Genomic DNA, 15,172 nt, shown 5'->3' with positions numbered 1-15,172 from the left:
GGGCGTGTACTCAAACCGCGCCTTCGACGCCGCGCTTGGCGGACTGGCCGGTTCTCGCGGTTGCCGGACCTGCATCTTCGAGCGCCGTCTTCGACGTTTCCGGCAGGGACAGGCCGCCGATCATCGCCAGGATCGACACGGCGATCAGGTAGTACGCGGGCGACAGGTTGGTCCCCGTCGCCGAGATCAGCCACGTGGCGACGAGCGGTGCGGTGCCGCCGAAGATCGTGTACGCGAGGTTGTACGTGATCGCGGATGCCGTGTAGCGCGTTTTCGTGGCGAACACTTCCGACATCAGCGGTGCCGTCACGACGCCCGAGAACACCGCGCCGATGGCCAGCAGCGCGACGCCGGCCAGCGATTGCGACAACACGCCCGAACCGCCCAGCGAGAACGCCGGATACACCGACACGATGATGAAGAGCCCGGTCGTGGCGATCGTCGCGCGGCGGCCGACGAGGTCGGAGAAGAAGCCGGCGACCGGGCACAGGGCCGCGGCGAAGAAGAGGGCGAGCACCGTCACGAGGAGCGACGTGCCGCGAGACAGGTGCCCGGCCACTTGGAGGTAGGTCGCGAAATAGGTCGTGAACGTGTAGAACGACAGCGCCGTCACGGACACGAACGCGCCGAGCTTCAGGATATTCAGCGACTGCGAACGCAGCGTTTCCATCAGCGGGGCATGCGCGATGTCGTGCTTGCCTTCGAGCGCCTGGAACGCGGGCGTTTCATTCAGGTTGACGCGCAGGTACACGCCGATGAGGCCGACCGGTGCCGCGATCAGGAACGGCACGCGCCAGCCCCATTCGACCATCGCCTGCGACGACAGCGACGATTCGAGCAGATAGGCGATCACGGCCGCGCAGGCGAACGACGAGAAAGTCGACACCGGCACGAAGCTGCCGAAGAATGCGCGGCGGCGGCGCGGTGCGTGTTCCATCACGTACGCGCATGCGCCGGCGTATTCGCCGCCTGCCGAAAAGCCCTGGACGCAGCGGATGATCGTGAGCAGCAACGGGGCCCAGTAGCCGATGCTCGCGTAGGTCGGGAGCAGGCCGATCAATGTGGTCGAGCCGGCCATCATCAGGATCGTCAGTGCAAGCGTGCGCTTGCGGCCGATCCGGTCGCCGATGACGCCGAAGACCAGGCCGCCCAGCGGGCGGAATGCGAAGGCCACCGCGAAGACGGCGAAGGTCTTCAGGAGACCGACCGTGGGGTCGCCGCTCGGAAAGAATTCGCGCGTCAGGATGGTGGCGAGAAAGCCGTACGCGGCGAAATCGAACCACTCGACGAAATTGCCGATCGAGGCTGCGGCGATCACGCGTCGTAGCGTGCTGGTATCGACGTCCTGGGTGGTCATGGTCGTATCCTCTTCGTAGGTGTGATTCGGTTCGCGTCGAAAACATCGTAGGGACGCCAATTACCTAGGTCCATACGTGTCAATTACCTAGGTAATCGGGGGCGGGGTGGGGGCGGCGGCCGTCCGGCCGGCGTTGCCGGAGTTGAATAAGGGAGCGCGGAGGCTAGACTGGAAGTTCCCCATGCACACCATGGAGGGAGACATGACGACCATCTATGTCGTGAAGACCGGGCTTCAGTTCCTCTGTACCGGCGAGGACGGCGACATCGGCATGGCGCCGGAGATCGAAGAAGCGATGTCCTTTCTTTCGTATGAAGAAGCGAAAAAGGTGGCGAGCGAGAACGCCGATCCGGGGTACGAGATCCTGGCGGTCGACATTGTGTGCCGGTGACGGGAGTTTGGTGGCGACGGCTCGATGAGGGAGAGCGCCTCGGTGTCGCGCGCATCGCAGGCTCGGTGCGGCGTCGCCTCCATGCGGCCATCGACGCATGCAGCGGATGCCGCGATACACCTGTAGTCACCTTTGACGATTGCCACGGCCGCAACGGTCGTGGGGCGCCGACACGTACCTGTCGAAAACCGTCGAACGTACTCGATTCATCCCTGCGGCACGGCCGCATCTCTTCCCTCAATCGATGATCAAACCGCAAGACCGTGATGGATGGATATCGTTTGTCGATATCGACCGCTTTGAGCCAATCATGTATCCCTTGGGCTACATCGGTGCCTGTTTCATCAATTTTTGTATCCCTGGGGATACAAAATCGCAGGTGGTAATTTGTGCCTCGGAGGGCGGTGATTGAAGCCGCTGGCCTCTCGGATGCGGACAAGACCGACAATGGGAGAGAAGTGATCGGGCGCTCGGAATTGCTTGGAGAGCGCGGGAAAGGGAGTTGATGTTGGGCCACCGAGCCGTCAACACGGCGAGCCTCCCCATTTGATGACCAAACCGCAAGACCTAGTGCATAGATATCGTTTGCCGCAGCGTTAATGACTATCGACAATCGTGGCTCGAATTCCCGCCGTTGGCGTCAGAAGCGCCTTGGCGGGCGGCACCTGTCGGCTATCCCGGCCGTCGCTGCCATCCAGCTCACGACGACATGTACGCGTTCACGCCCTCATTCCAGAATCCTGCCGGTTCGCCGATCCGCGAGCTGTTCAAATACCTCTCCGAGCCGGGGATGATTTCCTTCGCGGGCGGCTATCCGGCCAGCGACCTGTTCGACGTCGACGGCCTGAACGCTGCCGCCGAACGCGCATACGCTCAACCGGTCCGCTGCCTGCAATACGGCCCGACCGACGGCCTCACCGAACTGAAGCAGCAACTGATCGCGTTGATGGCGCGCCGCAACGTGACGTGCACGCCCGCCGAACTGCTCGTCACGACCGGCTCGCAACAGGGCCTCGATCTGCTATTGCGCGTGATGGTCGGCCCCGGCGACGTCGTGCTGACCGAACAGCCGGCGTACCCGGCGACGCTGTCGGCGATGCGTCTGCAACAGGCGCGCATCGTGACGATCCCCGTCGACGGCGAAGGCCTGGACGTCGAGCGCCTCGCATCGCAACTCGCATCCGGCGCGATTGCGCAGCCGAAGCTGCTCTACACGGTCCCGACCTTCGCGAACCCGACCGGCGCGACGCTCACGCGCGAACGCCGGCTGAAGCTGCTGCGTCTCGCGGTGCAATACCGTTTCCTGATCGTCGAGGACGATCCCTACGGCGACCTGCGTTTCGCGGGTGAACCGGTGCCGTCGATGCTTGCACTCGCGAACGACGTCGAAGGCGCGCGCGACTGGATCGTGCATTTCGCGAGCCTGTCGAAAATCGTCGCGCCGGGGCTGCGCGTGGGCTGGACGATCGCGCCGGCCGAAATCGCGCGGCGCTGCGTGATCGCGAAGCAGACGGTCGACCTGTGCAGCACGCCGTGGACGCAAGCCACCGCCGCCGAGTATCTCGCCGACGGCGCACTCGAACGCCATCTGCCGCGCATCACCGCGGCCTACCAGCGCAAGTGCGACGCGATGTGCGACGCGCTGCGCGACGGCTTCGGCGACGCGATCGCGTTCCATCGTCCCGAAGGCGGAATGTTCGTGTGGGCGCGCATCGGCGCGGTGTCGTCGGACGTGCTGCTGCAACAGGCGATCGCGAACAAGGTCGTCTTCGTGCCGGGCAAGGCGTTCTTCGCGGACAACGTCGACGCGGCATCGCTGCGGCTGTCGTTCGCCGCGCCCGATGTCGACGCGATCCGGGAAGGCGTGGCGCGCCTCGTGCGCGCGTATGGTGCGGCGCTGGCCGCGTGAGGAGACACACATGAACATGGTCATCAACCACACCGCATGGATGGACGAAGCGCCGGGCATGGCCGATATCCGTCCCGTCGCGCACAAGTCGTCGCAGATCAGCGCGGGGCCGCAGTACGTGGCCGACGTACTCGGCCGCTTCGGCGCGGAGTCGACCGACACGCGCGACGCCGCACCGGCCGTCCTCGGCTACAACTGAACCGCGCGGCGGCGGCGGGCTCACCAGGAAAGCCGGCCGCCGAAACGGTTAAGCTGTCTCGATCGAATCGCGCAGGATCGCCGCGCCATCATGTCCGACACCGACACCCCTTCCGAATCGCTGACGGAAACGTACGACCGCCTTTGGTCCTGCCTCGAGTCCGGCGTCAGCGCGCAGCGCTCGCCGTTCACGATGCTGCAGGCCGCGACGCTCGGCCTCGATGGTGCGCCGAAGGTGCGCACGATCGTGTTGCGGCAAGTGAGCCGCGCCGATCGCCTGCTGTCGTTCAATACCGATGCACGTTCGCAGAAGGTCGCGGAATTGCGCCGTGACGCGCGTATCGCCATCGTCGCTAACGATCTCGACTCACTCGTGCAGATTCGCGCGGAAGGCGTGGCATCGATCTGCGACGACGAAGCGCAACGTCGCGCGGTCTGGCAATCGAGCCGTCCTCATACGCTGTTGCTGTATCGCGCACCGCTGCGCCCGGGCACGCCGATCGAGTCGCCCGACGAGGCGCACGTCACGGCAGGCGCAACCACGGAGACAGCGACCACCGACGACGGCTACCGGAACTTCTGCCTGCTCCACGTCACAGTGACGCGCATCGACTGGCTCGAACTCGCGCGCAGCGGCCATCGCCGCGCGGTATTCGACTTGAACGACGAAGGCTACGAAGGCCGCTGGGTCGCGCCCTGACGGCGGCAACGGCGGGCGGCAACAGCACGCTGCTACAAACGCGTACAAATCAGACAAATCCCGGATACATCAGACCTTTCAAATGGGCGACACCGCGTGACCGACGCGCGCCCGAATGCAAGCGAAGGCGCGCCCGGGCGCGCGGCATGTTCACTTTCCACTTCACGAAAGGAGATGCCGAGCGATGTCTTCCACACCGTTTTCCCCGATGCGCCGCCACCTGCTGGCCACTTCCGTGGCCGCCGGCGTATCCGCGATGCTCCCCACCGCGCTGCACGCGGCCACCGGCGGCAACGGCATACGCCCGTTCACCGCCCACATTCCCGACGAAGCACTGGTCGACCTGCGCCGCCGCATCGCCGCGACGCGCTGGCCGGGCCGCGAGACGGTCGCCGACGAATCGCAGGGCGTGCGGCTCGCGCGCATGCAGGCGCTGCTGAACTACTGGGGGACCGACTACGACTGGCGCAAGGGCGAGGCGCGCCTGAACGGTTTCCCGATGTTCATCACCGAGATCGACGGGCTCGACATTCACTTCATCCACGTGCGCTCGCGGCACGCGAACGCGATGCCGATGATCATGACGCACGGCTGGCCCGGTTCGATCTTCGAGCTGCTGAAAGCGATCGGCCCGCTGACCGACCCGACCGCGCACGGTGCGAGTGCCGACGATGCGTTCCACGTCGTCGTGCCGTCGCTGCCGGGCTTCGGTTTCTCGGGGCGTCCGGCGAAAACGGGCTGGGGCTCCGACCACATCGCGCGTGCCTGGGGCGAGCTGATGGCGCGCCTCGGCTATACGCGCTTCGTGTCGCAGGGCGGCGACTGCGGCTCGGTGATCTCGCATCGGATGGCGATGCAGCGCGTGCAGGGCCTGGCCGGGATTCACGTGAACATGCCGGCGACGGTGCCGCCGGACATCGCGACGCTGCTGCAGACCGACGCGCCGGCACCGGCGTCGCTGGCGCCGAAGGAGAAGGCCGCGTACGAGAAGCTCGCGACGTTCTATCGCGACAACTGCGGCTACTCGGCGATGATGGTCACGCGGCCGCAGACGGTCGGCTACGCGCTTGCCGATTCGCCGTCGGGGCAGGCCGCGTGGATGTACGACAAGATCTCGCAGTGGACCTACAGCGGCGGCGTGCCCGAACGTTCGATTCCGCGCGACGAGATTCTCGACGACATCTCGCTGTACTGGCTGACCGACACGGCGACGTCGGCCGCGCAGATCTACTGGGAGGATCACTCGAACAACTTCAACGCGGTGGACATCTCGCTGCCGGCGGCGATCACGGTGTTCCCCGGCGAGATCTACCAGGCGCCGCGCAGCTGGGCCGAGCGCAGCTATCACAACCTGATCTACTTCAACGAAGTCGACAAGGGCGGGCATTTCGCGGCTTGGGAGGAGCCGGAACTGTTTGCCCGCGAAGTGCGTGCCGGGTTCCGGCCGTTGCGTCGCGCGTAAGCGTGGCTTGCCGGGCGCGCGCGGGCCGGCGGCAATGCCGGCCCGGGTCACGCGTAGCGCGCGGCCGACCGCGAACACCCGTTTCCGTCACGATTTTGAATCGCTGTGTGTCGTACCCGAACACAGATACGTTGAGATACAAAGCGTGCGGCCGGTTCGGATATAAAACCGGTGAAGTGATTCACACGGCGGCGCGGTGCGTTGCGCCGCCGCCGTGAACGGCGATACCGGAGCGCCCGCACATGCCGCGGGCCCCTTTCCCAGCGATCGACAATGGAGAATGAGTCATGCCTGATACCGTGAACACCCGCCGCCGCCTGATCCTCGGTACGACACTCGCCAGCCTGACCCTCGCCGACCTCGGCTTCGGCTCGCTCGCGCATGCGCAGTCGGCGCCCGATGCATCGAGCGCGAAGCGATCGGCCGGCGCGGCATCGCTCGGCAAGATCCACCAGATCGACGCGGGCGTGCTGAATGTCGGGTATGCGGATCTCGGGCCGAAGAACGGCCCGGTCGTGTTCCTGCTGCACGGCTGGCCGTACGACATCTACAGCTACGCGGACGTCGCGCCGCTGCTCACGGCGGCCGGCTATCGCGTGATCGTGCCGTACCTGCGCGGCTACGGATCGACGACGTTCCGCTCGGCCGACACCGTGCGCAACGGCCAGCAGGCGGTGACGGCCGTCGACATCGTCGCGCTGATGGATGCGCTGAAGATCGACCGCGCGGTGTTCGGCGGCTACGACTGGGGCGCGCGCACGGCCGACATCATCGCGGCACTGTGGCCGCAGCGCGTGAAGGCGCTGGTGTCGGTGAGCGGCTACCTGATCGGCAGCCAGGAGGCGAACCGCAAGCCGCTGCCGCCGCAGGCCGAATTGCAGTGGTGGTATCAGTTCTACTTCACGACCGAGCGCGGCGCGCTCGGCTACGCGGAGAACCGCGATGCGTTCAACAAGCTGATCTGGCAGCTCGCGTCGCCGAAGTGGCAGTTCTCCGACGAGACCTTCGCGCGCAGCGCCGCGTCGTTCCAGAACCCCGACCACGTAGCCGTCGTGATCCACAACTATCGCTGGCGCCTCGGGCTCGCGCAGGGCGAAGCGCAATACGACGACATCGAGCGGCGGCTCGCGGCCGGCCCGGCGATCACCGTGCCGACGATCACGATGGAAGGCGACGCGAACGGCGCGCCGCATCCGCAGCCGGCCGCGTATGCGAAGAAGTTCACGGGCAAGTACCAGCACCGGACGATTACCGGCGGCATCGGCCACAACCTGCCGCAGGAAGCGCCGCAGGCGTTCGCCGATGCGATCCTGCAAGTGGAGCATCTGTGATGCAGACACGTACTGCTGGTGTCGTGTATCGCGGCGCGCGCCGTGCATGCGTCGCGGGCGTGCTGCTGGCCGGCGCGTTGTCAGTGAGCGGCCCGGCTGCGCTTGCCGAACAGCCGAAGCCGGCTGCGTCGCCGATCTACGGCGTGACGATCCCGCCCGGCTACCGGAAGTGGGAAATGGTCGCGCCGGCCGAGGAAGCGGCACCGCTCGACGAATTGCGCGTGGTGCTCGGCAACCCCGTCGCGATCCGCGCGCTCGAACAGGCGACGCTGCCGTTTCCGGACGGCACGATCCTCGTGAAGCTCGCATACAAGCGCAAGCAGTCCGACGAGTTCGCGCCGGCAACGGTGCCCGGCCAGGCGACGACCGTGCAGGTGATGGTGAAGGATTCGCGTCGTTACGCATCGACGGGCGGCTGGGGCTTCGGGCGCTTCATCAACGGCGTGCCGGCCGATATCGGTCAGCACCAGACCTGCTTCGCGTGTCATCAGGCGCGCGTGAAGAATCACGACTATGTGTTCACGCGGCTGGCGCCTTGAGGGGGCGAGCGCGGCGGAACCGGCGAATGCGTGTCGTGTGGGGTACGCCGTTCACCGTTCACCATCGTTCTGATCGCCGGTGCCGAATTGCGGGCGGCGCGGTGGCGCGGCGGAGCGAACCCGGTCGCCAACGATTGCGCCGCCGCGTAGATTGCGTCACCACGAATAGCCTTGCATGCCGTAGTTGGTGTCGTGTCGACGTCCCCACCAGGGGAGGTACGCGTTGTTGCCGCCGCGTGCGCGGAACCAGTCTTGGTCCGGATCGATTGGCGTGAGCGTCGATGGTGGTCTGACGACGACGGCGACGGGGTGCTCAGGGTCGGTCGTGCCGGCGACCAAGGCGTTGCCGCCGAAGTGGTTGATTCGGCCGATTGCGAGTGCGACGTCGGTCAACGCGCTGCCGGTTCCCATGTCGCCGAGTAGGGCGGCCGTGTTGAACGTCTGATTCGTGTGGTCGTATTCAGGGAGGGTTTCGGTCAAGGTCTGCGCGAGCGAGACAACGCGTGACGACGCTGCGTCGCTGGGTACACCTGCGTCGTGGACGATGTAACTCAGGTCCGTGACCGCGACACCGGCATTGCGTGCTGCTTCGTCGATCGTGGCTTTCCATGCCTGCACGGCGCGTGTCGTGCCGACCTTCGGCGAAAACGCTTGTGTGTCGCCGGATGCGGCCTTGCCGATCCAAGCGAGCGGTTCGCGCTCGGTGTTGAAGTTCGGGCCGGCGAGGAACAGCACGACGAGATTCTCGTTGATCTGCGCATCCGTGGGCGGGAAGTTCGGAGCGTCCCAGTTCATCGCCCATACGGTCTTGTCTGGGTTCGCCTGCAAGTAGTCCAGCGCGTTGTTCAGCGATGTGAAGCCGGCGTTTGCGCCGCCTTGAGTGATTTGCACGTCGGGAGGCGTATCGCGGCTCCAAAGCGTCTTCGGTGATGGCGGCCCAATCTCGAAGAAGTTCATCATCCGATCGACCATGCGCGACTTGGCAAAGGCCGGATCGAGTCGGGGCGGAACAGCAGCTTCGACGCGTATGCCGGCGAGTTCGCGCCAATCTTTCTGGCTATTGGACTGCACGGTGTAGAAGTACTTTGCGTTGCTAAAGTAGCGGGCGCGCAGGAGAAGGATGAATTTGTCGACGTACTTGGCGTAGAAGCCCTTGAAGCTTTCCGTTCCGTGGTTGCCGTATGCGATACCCGCTACCGGTTGCAGTGTAGTAAAAGACTTCGGATCGGTCCGAATCATATCGTCATTGTTGTTCGGTGCAGCAAGTCCTTGCGTCCACAACAATTGCCATTCGGTCGGATAGTCCATCCGTTGTAGTGGATTCAACCAGAGTAGGCCGACGACTTGTGCAAAGAATGGCCTCGCCTGTGCTTCTGCTGTCGATGCTGCATCCGCCACCGGCTCTCTAACAGGCGCGGCTTGTGCGGAACGCATCGCGGCCGTGGTGAAGAGAAACACCGTGAGCGCAGCTAGTCCGGGTACAACAAAGAATCGTTTCATCCAATCTCCTATTTCCAAATGCGCCGGGTCGGGTTGTTCTACGTGTGCCATTAGGGATGCGATCAGAACGGTTGTGATCAGCCATGCCAAAATAGAAATGGCGATACGTCTCGGCCGTGTACCAATCAGCGTGTTCATACGACTCCCCCGACCTTGAGAAAAAATTCGCCTTCACGTTCGTCCATGATCGCGGCGGGAATCTTGCCTTCACTTGTTTCGGCATGTGCCCATTCGGGGAGAGGCGTTCTATCGAGCGTTCCCGACGCGAAATAGCCGGCGTACCTTTTATTTGGATTTTCCAGGGGAATCCCATCCCCCATCCTCCAATCCGCCTCGATGCGCAAGTCGTAGAGTTGTTCGGGCGTGATGTAGCACAGGCCCACCGCAACGTCATACGCAAGCGCCTTTTCGGCATGCTCGGGGTTGGTCATCGTCGTTGAGTGATTCGTCGGGCTGTTGGTCGCGCCGCGATCGAGCCAATCGACAATCTGTTTGTCGCGCCAATCCTTATAGCCTTCGGGCATCGCGCTTTTGCCGTCCTCGCCTATCACGTGGCCGTCTCGGTCTAGCCACTCCGTGTTCAATGTCCTACGTGCCTCCATTCGCATCAATGCGCGGTCCTCGTAACGCTGCCCGGCTTCGGTTGCGGCCGTACCTTGGGCGACGCTGTCCTCGTTCTTCGCCTTGTACTGGTCGTACGGATCATCAGCCCGCTTGTCTGCATCGCTCTTGTTCGCGTCGCGCCAAGCAGCCGGCGGATCGTTGCCTTCGTTGAAGTCGCTGATCGCGTCGCCGTCCTTGGTCTCGACTGACTTGCCGAATCGCAAGGCCTTCGGCGGGAATGGCTCGTCAAGCGCCGGAGCATCCGCAACTACCGTCCAGCCTTTCGGCGGATCGGCGTTCACGCGGAGCATGTTCAATGCCGAACTTATGCCGGTCACGACGAACATGAGTGGCGCAGTCACGAGCGTCGCCGCCATGCCCAACACAGACTCATTCCCTCTGATCGCGCCCACCAGATTGAACTTGGCCGGCGGCGACGGCGGATACCAGAACCCCGGCTTCGTTCCTTGTTTGCCATGCCGCCAATCGTCTTCCCAGTATCGGTACGGCTTCTGAACGCCAACCGGAAAACCGGAAGCAAAGACCCGCTGCGTCAGGACTCCTGCCGCCCCGATATCGTCGAGTTCGTGCTTGTTGATGCCGCGCCAGCCAATCCCTTGAACCGTCACCGCAGAAATCACCTGATCGTGCGGACAGCAATATGCAGTGACGCGGCCATATGTCGATTCATTCAGCCCGTGCCTCGCGCGATCCTCTTGCGCCGCATAAGACCGATTGCTCGTCGGCGATACCCGCTCGTTCGCCATGTCTTCATCGATCTTGTCGGCGGGCAGTTCATGCTCTTTTCGAGCACCGATGATCGACATGAATGTGCCGAATGTCTTCGTGCGCGCGGCGTAAGTCTGTCGTCCACGCCGGCCGCTGCCGTCTTTCGTCGCGCGTTGCGACCAGGTATCCATGAACGTGTCGGATTTGTATGGGCCGTCTGCGTTCGCCAAGCTATATGGTGCGTTCGCCAGCACATAGGCGTCTGCCACGCAGTGGCCCGTGCGTCCCCACGGATCTTCTACATCGGGGAATGCGTCGCCGAAGAACGCGGCCGTCAGGCCCACGATGTTGCCTTGGCTGTGACATACGACGGTAATCGGGACATCGGCCTGCATGCTTCGGATCGACTCGATCAGCTTCGCCAGGCGCAGTGCCGCGAGGACGCCATACGCACGCGGTGGCGCGCGATACAGCGGCCGGTTGGTCGGATTGATGCCTTGCACGGTCATCCAGCCCATCGTTCGATCATCCAGACCGCCGTGCCAAAGATCGGGCAGGCTGGCACAGCCGTTGGTGAACGGGCCGCCGCCCCAATAGTCTTTTTCGTTGAGAAAGATCTTGTCGCCGTACTCCTTCAGTTCCGCAGCAGTCGCGCGATAGCCCCATCGGAAATGTATGACGGGCGAAAACGACGGCTCGGGCTTAACGTAGCTGCCGGGCCAAAGCTTCGGGTTCAGAAAACCATCCGGCGTCACACTCTCCGTGTACTTCGCGGGCGTCAATTGCCCCGCATCGATACCGTGATACATCATCTGATCGTCCAGACGCCCGAGCCTGCGATTCAGGCCTTTGCATAGTCCTTCCTCCGACGCCTCGAACCATTCGCCTTCGGAATTCACCCCATGCACGAAGATCACGATACCGGGCAAGGGCATCTGCTTGAGACAGATGAGCGGCGTATTCTTCGCGAACATCGTCACGCCTTCGACGCGGCCGACGACGATCGGCGGCGGAGCCGGCCGAGATGCAGGCGCGTCCGGCGCAGCCGCGTGCGTGACGGGTTCGACATTGCGTGTTTTCGCTTCCGATCGAGGATCGAAAATTGAATCGGTCATCAAAACTCCTCCAGCATGCGTGATGCGTTCCACCGTCATCGGACCGACACGGAATGAAAAGATAAGTGTCCGAAGCAAGAGGGAAACGTGATCAGGCGGCGAGCATACTGAATCGGCGCGCAAGAAAGACGCGGGCGCCCGAAAACTCCGCGCGGAGGCCGTGATAACCGACACGGATTGTCAGAATGTGTTTCAGGCCAGAATCGGTCGCATGGCTTCGTTGTTGACGTAGAGCGTGGCCTTGCGATCCGCTGTCGTCCGACAGGCGACCCTCCGGCGAATCAGCCCCATGACGCAACTGCGCATGGCATCTCGTCCGTACTTGGCAGCGCTCGAATCGCTATCGTCCGTATGTGCGTGGCGATGCTGACGGATTTGTATCGCACTGTATCTATCGAGGCTCTGGAAACATCGGATTGCACTGAAGGCGAGTTTCGGAAACATGCCGGATACGAGAGCGGGTTCTACTGTCGACATGCAGCAAACGTTCGGTGCCGGACACCGGATACCGACTGATCGATACCCCGACTTCCGCCAAGGAGAAACCTCATGAAAGCCGCTCGAATCCTCGCAGTTGCCGTACTCGCTTCGATCCCCGCCTTGTCGTTCGCCGATACCGGCCACGGCCTCACGCGTGCCGACGTGCGCGCCGACCTCATCCGGCTCGAGAAGGCCGGCTACAACCCGGCCGGCAGCGACGCGCATTACCCGGACGATATCGCGGCCGCGCAGAACGTCATCGCCGCGCAGCAGGTTGCGCGCTCCGACCAGAACGGCCCGTCGAAGTCGCAGGGCGACAACGTGGCCGCAGCGGCGGCGCCGGCCGCTCGCTACGCCGTCGCCGACACGCACGCCGCACGGAACGCGCGCGCCGCACGCACGGATGCCGACGACCTGTACGCGCATTCGTGATCCGCTGCCGCGCCTGCCGCACGCAGGCGCGGCTCGATCAGCAACACTTCAGATGCACAACACGACGATAAGGAGCATGACGATGGTCGGTTTGACGAAACGGGTTCTGGTGTCCGCGGCGGTGCTCGGCGGGCTGTTCGGTGCGGTCGCGGCGCAGGCGGCGCCCAAGGACGACCTGAAGGGCACGAACGTCGTGCTGGTGCACGGCGCGTTCGCAGACGGGTCGAGCTGGAACCGCGTGATTCCGCTGCTCGAAGCGCGCGGCCTGCATGTCGTATCGGTGCAGAACCCGCTGAGCTCGCTCGCCGACGACACGGCCGCGACGAAGCGCGCGATCGACGAGCAGAAGGGGCCCGTCGTGCTGGTCGGCCATTCGTGGGCCGGTGTCGTGATCAGCGACGCGGGCAACGACGACAAGGTGAAGTCGCTCGTCTACGTTGCCGCGTTCGCACCGGACAACGGCCAGTCGATCGCCGACGTCACGCAGGGGCTGCCGGCACCGTCGTGGGCCGGCGAGTTGCGCAAGGATGCAGGCGGTTTCGCGACGCTGTCGGACAAGGCGATCGCGCAGGATTTCGCGCCGGACCTGCCGCCGGTGCAGCAGCGCATCGTCGCGGCGACGCAAGGGCCGTGGTACGGTGGCTGCATTTCGGAGAAGGTCACGCAGGCCGCGTGGCATGCGAAGCCGTCGACGTACGTCGTTGCAACGCAGGACCGGATGATCGATCCGAAGCTGCAGGACGCGATGGCGAAGCGGATCGGCGCGACGGTCACGCACGTGAACGGCAGCCACGTCGCGATGCTGAGCCAGCCGAAGGCCGTTGCCGACGCGATCATCGCGGCGGCGGAACGCGCGAAGCAGGATGCACAGTGAGTGAAGGCGGCGGCGCGGCGTGCGTGACGCGCGGCGCCGTCGGTGATTGTGAAGTCCCTTGACGAGGAGAATTCATGACGCAGCAACTCTGGCAACTGTCGGCGACCGAAATCGCGAAGCGGGTGCGGGAACGCGACGTGTCCGCGCGTGAAGTGGCCGATGCCGCGCTGGCCCGCGTCGAAGCGGTGAACCCGGCGATCAACGCGGTGGTCGAGCATCGTCCCGACGACGTGCGGCGGCAGGCCGACGAGGTGGATCGCGCGATTGCCCGCGGCGACGATCCGGGCCCGCTCGCCGGTGTGCCCATGACGGTGAAGATCAACGTCGACGTCGCGGCGTTCGCGACGACCAACGGCACGCGGCTGCAGGAAAACCTGATCGCGAGTGCCGACAGCCCGTCAGTCTCGAACCTGAGAAAGGCCGGCGCGGTGCTGCTCGGCCGCACCAATTCGCCGACGTTCGCATTGCGCTGGTTCACGTCGAATCTCGTGCACGGCCATACGTACAATCCGCGCAACCGTTCGCTGACGCCGGGCGGATCGAGCGGCGGCGCGGCGGCTGCCGTGGCCGCGGGCATCGGCCCGATCGCGGTCGGCACCGACATCGGCGGCTCGGTGCGTTACCCGGCCTATGCATGCGGCGTGCATGGCATCCGGCCGTCGCTCGGGCGCGTGCCGGCGTTCAACGCGTCGTCGCCGGAGCGCGCGATCGGCGCGCAACTGATGTCGACGACGGGGCCGATCGCACGCACGATCGACGATCTCGCGCTGGCGCTGCGCGCATTCGCCGCGCCGGACCCGCGCGACCCGTGGTACGTGCCGGTGCCGATCGACGGGCGCGCGGTGCCGAAACGCGCGGCGCTGTGCGTGCGTCCGGGCGGCCTGCAGGTCGTGCCCGAAGTGGAGGCCGCGCTGCGCGATGCGGCGCGCCGGCTCGTCGACGCGGGCTGGACCGTCGACGAAATCGACGACACGCCGCCGATGCGCGAGGCGGCGCTGTTGCAGGAGCAGCTCTGGCTGGGCGACGGATTCGATGCGTTGGCGAACGCGGTCGCGAGCGACGGCGATCCCGGCGCGGCCGCGGTGATCGCCGCCGTGCGCGGCAAGGTGCGCGATCTGCCGGCCGACGTGATCAGCCGCGCGCTCGTGCGGCGTACGACGCTGACGCGGCAGTGGCGGCTCTTTCTCGACGAATACGCGGTGGTGCTGCTGCCGGTATCGTCGGAACTGCCGTTTCCCGACGATCTCGATCGGCAAGGGCCGGACGGGTTCGAGCGCGTATGGGAAGCGCAGCTCACGCTGCGTGCGCTGCCGGCGATGGGGTTGCCGGGGCTCGCGGTGACGACGGGATGCGTCGACAACGTGCCGGTCGGTGTGCAGGTTGTCGCCGCACATCATCGCGAGGATCTGTGCCTGCTCGCGGGGCGCGACATCGAGGCTCGCGGCGAGCCGGTCGCGCCGGTCGATCCAGGCCGCTGATGCGGTGACGGGCGTGGTGCGTCGGCAATGCACCGCGCCGGCCGCTTGCCGTTCACCGATTCATTGAAGCGTGC

13 protein-coding genes are annotated in these 15,172 nt (G+C 64.9%); 10 read left to right on the top strand and 3 right to left on the bottom strand.

The window, feature by feature from the left end:
* Positions 1-10: 10 nt before the first annotated feature.
* Entirely contained in the window at positions 11-1,357 is a 1,347-nt protein-coding gene (locus tag U4Y91_RS01315; RefSeq protein ID WP_321802716.1) for an MFS transporter, read from the bottom strand.
* 202 nt (positions 1,358-1,559) lie between these two features.
* Between U4Y91_RS01315 and U4Y91_RS01310 the strand changes: the two genes are divergently transcribed.
* The 7 genes from U4Y91_RS01310 to U4Y91_RS01280 all read left to right on the top strand — a co-directional run bounded on the left by U4Y91_RS01310 (position 1,560) and on the right by U4Y91_RS01280 (position 7,887).
* A complete protein-coding gene (locus U4Y91_RS01310; RefSeq protein WP_059819600.1) occupies positions 1,560-1,748 on the top strand; it encodes a hypothetical protein in 189 nt (62 codons plus the stop codon).
* A 709-nt stretch (positions 1,749-2,457) separates the two neighbouring features.
* Positions 2,458-3,657, top strand: a complete 1,200-nt coding sequence (locus tag U4Y91_RS01305) for a PLP-dependent aminotransferase family protein (RefSeq protein WP_321802714.1) — start codon at positions 2,458-2,460, stop codon at positions 3,655-3,657.
* Positions 3,658-3,667: 10 nt separating this feature from the next.
* Positions 3,668-3,856 carry a hypothetical protein gene (locus tag U4Y91_RS01300; RefSeq protein WP_321802713.1) on the top strand — a complete coding sequence of 63 codons (189 nt, stop codon included), beginning with the start codon at positions 3,668-3,670 and terminating at the stop codon, positions 3,854-3,856.
* A 90-nt stretch (positions 3,857-3,946) separates the two neighbouring features.
* The gene (locus tag U4Y91_RS01295) at positions 3,947-4,555 is read left to right on the top strand and encodes a pyridoxamine 5'-phosphate oxidase family protein (protein ID WP_321802711.1); all 609 of its coding nucleotides are present in this window, start codon (positions 3,947-3,949) and stop codon (positions 4,553-4,555) included.
* Between the two features lie 184 nt (positions 4,556-4,739).
* Positions 4,740-6,017 carry an epoxide hydrolase gene (locus tag U4Y91_RS01290; RefSeq protein ID WP_321802709.1) on the top strand — a complete coding sequence of 426 codons (1,278 nt, stop codon included), beginning with the start codon at positions 4,740-4,742 and terminating at the stop codon, positions 6,015-6,017.
* A gap of 287 nt (positions 6,018-6,304) precedes the next feature.
* Positions 6,305-7,348 carry an alpha/beta hydrolase gene (locus tag U4Y91_RS01285; RefSeq protein ID WP_321802708.1) on the top strand — a complete coding sequence of 348 codons (1,044 nt, stop codon included), beginning with the start codon at positions 6,305-6,307 and terminating at the stop codon, positions 7,346-7,348.
* The gene (locus tag U4Y91_RS01280; RefSeq protein ID WP_321802707.1) at positions 7,348-7,887 is read left to right on the top strand and encodes a cytochrome P460 family protein; all 540 of its coding nucleotides are present in this window, start codon (positions 7,348-7,350) and stop codon (positions 7,885-7,887) included. The genes U4Y91_RS01285 and U4Y91_RS01280 overlap by 1 nt, the downstream gene beginning before the upstream one ends.
* A 156-nt stretch (positions 7,888-8,043) precedes the next feature.
* Here the strand turns inward: U4Y91_RS01280 and U4Y91_RS01275 are convergent, their stop codons facing one another.
* The gene (locus U4Y91_RS01275) at positions 8,044-9,525 is read right to left on the bottom strand and encodes a virulence factor (protein WP_415750435.1); all 1,482 of its coding nucleotides are present in this window, start codon (positions 9,523-9,525) and stop codon (positions 8,044-8,046) included.
* A complete protein-coding gene (locus U4Y91_RS01270) occupies positions 9,522-11,834 on the bottom strand; it encodes a hypothetical protein (RefSeq protein WP_321802706.1) in 2,313 nt (770 codons plus the stop codon). Before U4Y91_RS01270 ends, U4Y91_RS01275 begins: the two co-directional genes overlap by 4 nt.
* A 549-nt stretch (positions 11,835-12,383) precedes the next feature.
* Here U4Y91_RS01270 and U4Y91_RS01265 point away from each other — a divergent pair.
* From U4Y91_RS01265 to U4Y91_RS01255, 3 genes are all read left to right on the top strand, one after another.
* Positions 12,384-12,746, top strand: a complete 363-nt coding sequence (locus U4Y91_RS01265) for a DUF4148 domain-containing protein (RefSeq protein WP_321802704.1) — start codon at positions 12,384-12,386, stop codon at positions 12,744-12,746.
* A gap of 82 nt (positions 12,747-12,828) precedes the next feature.
* Positions 12,829-13,620, top strand: coding sequence for an alpha/beta hydrolase (locus U4Y91_RS01260; RefSeq protein ID WP_321803143.1), 792 nt, complete (start codon positions 12,829-12,831; stop codon positions 13,618-13,620).
* Positions 13,621-13,694: 74 nt separating this feature from the next.
* On the top strand, positions 13,695-15,098 hold the full coding sequence (locus tag U4Y91_RS01255; RefSeq protein WP_321802703.1) for an amidase family protein: 1,404 nt from the start codon (positions 13,695-13,697) through the stop codon (positions 15,096-15,098).
* Positions 15,099-15,172: the final 74 nt, after the last annotated feature.

Origin of the sequence: Burkholderia sp. BCC1993, from assembly GCF_905339865.1 — a bacterium.
In the GTDB taxonomy this organism is placed as follows: domain Bacteria; phylum Pseudomonadota; class Gammaproteobacteria; order Burkholderiales; family Burkholderiaceae; genus Burkholderia.
Note: the sequence above shows the minus strand (reverse complement) of the source record. Positions and strands in the feature narration are given on the sequence as shown.

What these genes read in the sequence shown, in the direction of transcription:
- U4Y91_RS01315 (WP_321802716.1), bottom strand. Translation starts at nt 1,357, where the DNA reads ATGACCACCCAGGACGTCGATACCAGCACGCTACGACGCGTGATCGCC.
- U4Y91_RS01310 (WP_059819600.1), top strand. Translation starts at nt 1,560, where the DNA reads ATGACGACCATCTATGTCGTGAAGACCGGGCTTCAGTTCCTCTGTACC.
- U4Y91_RS01305 (WP_321802714.1), top strand. Translation starts at nt 2,458, where the DNA reads ATGTACGCGTTCACGCCCTCATTCCAGAATCCTGCCGGTTCGCCGATC.
- U4Y91_RS01300 (WP_321802713.1), top strand. Translation starts at nt 3,668, where the DNA reads ATGAACATGGTCATCAACCACACCGCATGGATGGACGAAGCGCCGGGC.
- U4Y91_RS01295 (WP_321802711.1), top strand. Translation starts at nt 3,947, where the DNA reads ATGTCCGACACCGACACCCCTTCCGAATCGCTGACGGAAACGTACGAC.
- U4Y91_RS01290 (WP_321802709.1), top strand. Translation starts at nt 4,740, where the DNA reads ATGTCTTCCACACCGTTTTCCCCGATGCGCCGCCACCTGCTGGCCACT.
- U4Y91_RS01285 (WP_321802708.1), top strand. Translation starts at nt 6,305, where the DNA reads ATGCCTGATACCGTGAACACCCGCCGCCGCCTGATCCTCGGTACGACA.
- U4Y91_RS01280 (WP_321802707.1), top strand. Translation starts at nt 7,348, where the DNA reads ATGCAGACACGTACTGCTGGTGTCGTGTATCGCGGCGCGCGCCGTGCA.
- U4Y91_RS01275 (WP_415750435.1), bottom strand. Translation starts at nt 9,525, where the DNA reads ATGAACACGCTGATTGGTACACGGCCGAGACGTATCGCCATTTCTATT.
- U4Y91_RS01270 (WP_321802706.1), bottom strand. Translation starts at nt 11,834, where the DNA reads ATGACCGATTCAATTTTCGATCCTCGATCGGAAGCGAAAACACGCAAT.
- U4Y91_RS01265 (WP_321802704.1), top strand. Translation starts at nt 12,384, where the DNA reads ATGAAAGCCGCTCGAATCCTCGCAGTTGCCGTACTCGCTTCGATCCCC.
- U4Y91_RS01260 (WP_321803143.1), top strand. Translation starts at nt 12,829, where the DNA reads ATGGTCGGTTTGACGAAACGGGTTCTGGTGTCCGCGGCGGTGCTCGGC.
- U4Y91_RS01255 (WP_321802703.1), top strand. Translation starts at nt 13,695, where the DNA reads ATGACGCAGCAACTCTGGCAACTGTCGGCGACCGAAATCGCGAAGCGG.